The sequence below is a fragment of the uncultured Blautia sp. genome, assembly GCF_902497045.1.
GTDB lineage: Bacteria > Bacillota > Clostridia > Lachnospirales > Lachnospiraceae > Blautia_A.
Map to the genome: position 1 here is coordinate 1 of NZ_CABVDF010000229.1, position 4,380 is coordinate 4,380.

The window sequence follows — 4,380 nt, forward strand, 5'->3', positions numbered from 1 at the left end:
AGGAATACACTGTAATTTTATTGATATTTTAAACAAAATGGAGAGAAGATTATGAATAAAAGAAACATCAGCGGACAGCGTCAGATGGATTTTGTATCAAAATTTGATTTTATCCGGGAAGCGGGAACGGATGCAGAAAAAAAAGCTGCTGCCCTGATCCGGGAGGAACTTTCCTCTTTTGGAATGGACAGCCATCTGGAAGAATTTCCTTTTTATACCTGGGAAATCAGAAAGGCTGCTTTTGCCGTAACAGAGCCTTATTATAAAGAATATCAGGCGGAAGGCTACATTCGGTGCGGAAATACGTCAGAAGAAGGAATCGAAGCAGATTTTGTCTATGCGGAAAACGGAGACGAGATCAGCCTTTCCCATGTAAGGGGAAAGATTGTTATGGTAAATGAGATTGTCCGTAAGGATATGTACCTGAAGCTGTTAAAAGCAGGTGCAGCAGGATTTGTCAGTATCACCGGTACTCCTGTCGATGAAGGAGAGGACCGGATGCCAAAAGCAACCGGAATCCCTCAGAAGCTTTTCGATTCCCTGAATGAAAGAGAGCTGATACAGGGTGTTGGAATTCATTACCTGGATGCCCTGGAAATAGTTACAAAAGGAGCTTCCCGCGCACGTCTTACCTTACTTCAGAAAGAGGTCAGCCGTACTTCCGGAAATATCGTGGCAAGGATCCCCGGAACAGACCGGGCAGAGGAGATTCTGACCCTTACCGCTCACTACGATTCGGTTCCTCAGGGTCCGGGAGCCTATGACAATATGGCAGGAGCAGCCATTATTATGGAAATCTGTCGTTATTTCAAAGAACACCAGCCCCGCAGAACACTGGAATTTATCTGGTTCGGGGCAGAAGAAAAAGGACTTCTGGGAAGCCGGGATTATATCAAGGTTCATGAAAGCGAGCTGGATGCGCATCGCTTTAATATGAATGTAGACCTTGCAGGACAGCTGGTTGGAGGAAATGTAATCGGTGTAACAGGAGATTCTTCCATCTGTTCCATGCTGACTTATCTTGCACGGGAAACTGGCATTGGAATGACTACCAAAAACCAGATCTGGGGAAGTGATTCCAATACTTTTGCCTGGAAAGGAATTCCGGCAATGACCTTAAACAGGGACGGTTTTGGCATGCATACCCATTACGACACGGTAGAGCTTCTTTCTGCCTGGTCTCTGGAAAGGAGCGCACAGCTTCTCTGCCACATTGCAGAAAGTCTTGCAGCAATCGACAGTATGCCGTTCCCACAGGAAATTCCGGAAGAATTCAAAAAACAGCTGGACGAATATTTTGGGGCATAGGCTTTAAAATGCCCGGATTTTATGATACACTTACCTGTACAATGATTACGAAGATTCTGCTGAATTAATGTAGAATCAATACAAAGGAGAGGTTTTGGCTATGACAGTAACAGAACGGCTTAGCGCCCTTCGTGCCCTGATGAAAGAAAAAGGCGTGGACGCATATCTGGTGCCAACAGATGATTTCCATGCATCAGAGTATGTAGGGGACTATTTTAAATGCAGAAAATATATCACCGGTTTTACCGGCTCTGCCGGAACGGCGGTAATCACCATGGATATGGCAGGGCTTTGGACTGACGGACGATATTTTATCCAGGCTGCGCAGCAACTGGAAGGAACTACGGTGGAGCTTTTTAAGATGGGTGAGCCGGAAGTGCCTACCATCCATGAGTTTCTGAAAGAAAAGCTCACTGAAGGAATGTGTCTGGGATTTGACGGAAGAACCGTAAGCGCAGCAGAAGCAGAAGAGCTGAAAGAACTGCTTTCCGACAAAAAAATCCGTTTTTCTGTAGAAGAAGATCTGATCGGAGAAATCTGGACGGAACGTCCGGCTCTTTCCTGTGAACCGGTTATGGAACTGGATATAAAATGGGCAGGAGAATCCAGAGCAGAGAAATGTGCGCGGGTCCGCCGGAAGATGCAGGAAAAGCAGGCAGATGTTTTTGTCCTTACTTCCCTGGATGATATTGCATGGCTTCTGAACATCAGAGGCAATGATATCCACTGCTGTCCGGTAGTCCTTTCTTATCTGGTACTGACCGAAGAGGAAGCGCTTCTTTTTGCCAATGAAAAAGCGTTTGGGCAGGATGTTCTTGCCAATCTGAAAAAAGATGGAGTTGTCCTGAAACCATACAATGATATCTACACATATGTAAACACGATCCCTGCCGGAAAGACCGTGATCCTTTCCAAGGCAAACGTCAACAGCCGCCTGGTAAACAGCCTTCCGGCTGAAGTAAAAATCCTGGATGAAGAAAACCTTACTCTTCTTCCAAAAGCTATCAAAAACCACACAGAAGTAGAGAATGAACGCATTGCTCATATCAAAGACGGTGTGGCAGTGACAAAGTTTATTTACTGGCTGAAACAGAACGTTGGAAAAATGGAGATCACAGAACTCAGTGCAGCAGAGCATCTTTTCCAGCTGCGAAAAGAACAGGAAAATTTCCTGGACAACAGCTTTGATCCTATTGTCTCTTATGGCGGTCATGCGGCTATGTGCCACTACAGCCCGTCACCGGAGACAGATATTCCTCTGGAACCAAAAGGACTGGCTCTTTGCGATACCGGCGGACATTATCTGGAGGGAAGTACCGATATCACCCGTACCATTGCTCTTGGAGAACTGACAGAAAAAGAACAAAAATATTTTACTCTTGTTCTGAAGGGACATCTTCGCTTAAGCGATGCCAGATTCCATTATGGCTGCTGCGGACAGAATCTGGATTATCTCGCCAGAGAACCACTGTGGAGACTGGGAGAGGATTATAATCACGGAACCGGTCATGGAGTGGGATATCTTCTGAATATTCATGAAGGACCAAACAGCTTCCGTTGGAAGTCCTCCTCTGCAGTTCTGGAAGAGGGCATGATCACATCAAATGAACCAGGATATTATGTAGAAAATGAATTCGGTATCCGCCACGAAAACCTGATCGTGTGCAAAAAAGCCGAAAAAACAGCATACGGCCAGTTTATGTGCTTTGAAAATCTGACTATGGTACCTTTTGATCTGGATGCCATCAATCCGGAGCTTCTGGATACCTATGAAAAAGGTCTTCTGAATTCCTACCATGCAGAAGTTTATGAGAAGATTTCTCCTTACCTTACAGAGGAAGAAAAGAACTGGCTGAAAGAATATACAAGAGCGATCTGATAATTTCAATTAACAAATTTTGATGTAAAAATAAGGACAGAGTTCTTTTTTTGGCCCTGTCCTTATTTTTTATGTATGTTTACAGTTATTTTTCATAAAAATGTCTGCCATATTTACGAAGCTCATCCGTAAGGATTTTCTTGTTTCTCATATTAAAGGTAGTAGGAGATGCAAAGAATCCTCCTCCTTTGCCAAGGAGATCCACTTTTTCACGGGCATAGGCCCGTAACATTTCTTCCGGTACATCCACGCGGTCCGTGATGGGATCATCCATAGCACCGTTGATCACAAGCCTGTCTCCGTATTCCCGTTTGATTGCTGCAAGATCATTGACAGACTGAGCTGGATTCCACATATCAACGCCTGCTTCGATCATGTAAGGAATATACGCATCAATCTTTCCATCTGAATGCATATTAAAGTATGCGCCGCCTTCATGGGCTGCTTTTACGATTTTCTTCAAATTTGGTGCAATCAGATGCTTAAAAATCTCCGGAGGAATAAATCCATTCTTGTTAAATCCCCAGTCATCATGATAGCAGATCATTTCCACCGGAAAATGACTGGTCAGCTTCCGGATGACAGCGATTTTGTGCTGTGTAAGAGCATCAAAAAATTCTGCAACCTCGTCTTCATCAATAATCAGCGCTTCCAGTGCATTCTGCATTCCCATAAGAGAATGTAACCGTTCAAAAAGTCCTACCTGGAACCACCAGTCAGACATACGGTTTTCATCATAATATGGTGCAAGTCCTTCTGCACATTCTTTCCAGTCTAAAGACTCCAGATCTGGGAACACTATTTTTTTCTGCCAGCCTTCAATAGAATCCAGCATTTCATCCCCGGGCTTTACGATCGTAGCGCCGATTCCGGCTTCAAAAGTCCAGTTGCATCCGAACCAGTCAGGACCGGTTTTGTTATCATAGGACCGTTCACAGATAATGTCAGGAGTGATTGGGTAGGTATCTCCTGACATAGGAAGATATCTGGGGATTTTGTGCTCCAGGAGAAGCTTCATGTTTTCCCGGGGAGAACAGGGAAGATCCGGATCATAAGGTTTTGTGCCTAAAGGTGCCGCTGCAATCGCTTTTCCGACTTCCGGGCTGACTGTTGCAGAAACCATATCGACCATCAGCGGAAGCATTCCATTATAAATACGTTTTCCCATAAAACTCGCCTCTTTCCTTTTTAAT

The 4,380-nt window shown here is 44.6% G+C and carries 3 protein-coding genes; 2 read left to right on the top strand and 1 reads right to left on the bottom strand.

Translation table 11 applies throughout. The features are described from left to right. Positions 1-51 precede the first annotated feature (51 nt). Together RDS42_RS12805 and RDS42_RS12810 are read left to right on the top strand one after the other, a co-directional pair. A complete protein-coding gene (locus RDS42_RS12805; protein WP_308784000.1) occupies positions 52-1,308 on the top strand; it encodes a M20/M25/M40 family metallo-hydrolase in 1,257 nt (418 codons plus the stop codon). Positions 1,309-1,408: 100 nt separating this feature from the next. Then, on the top strand, positions 1,409-3,187 hold the full coding sequence (locus RDS42_RS12810) for an aminopeptidase P family protein (protein ID WP_308784001.1): 1,779 nt from the start codon (positions 1,409-1,411) through the stop codon (positions 3,185-3,187). An 85-nt stretch (positions 3,188-3,272) separates the two neighbouring features. Here RDS42_RS12810 and RDS42_RS12815 read toward each other — a convergent pair whose 3' ends face one another. Then, positions 3,273-4,355: a uroporphyrinogen decarboxylase family protein gene (locus tag RDS42_RS12815; protein ID WP_308784002.1), complete on the bottom strand. Its 1,083-nt coding sequence runs from the start codon at positions 4,353-4,355 to the stop codon at positions 3,273-3,275. Positions 4,356-4,380: the final 25 nt, after the last annotated feature.

What these genes read in the sequence shown, in the direction of transcription:
- RDS42_RS12805 (WP_308784000.1), top strand. Translation starts at nt 52, where the DNA reads ATGAATAAAAGAAACATCAGCGGACAGCGTCAGATGGATTTTGTATCA.
- RDS42_RS12810 (WP_308784001.1), top strand. Translation starts at nt 1,409, where the DNA reads ATGACAGTAACAGAACGGCTTAGCGCCCTTCGTGCCCTGATGAAAGAA.
- RDS42_RS12815 (WP_308784002.1), bottom strand. Translation starts at nt 4,355, where the DNA reads ATGGGAAAACGTATTTATAATGGAATGCTTCCGCTGATGGTCGATATG.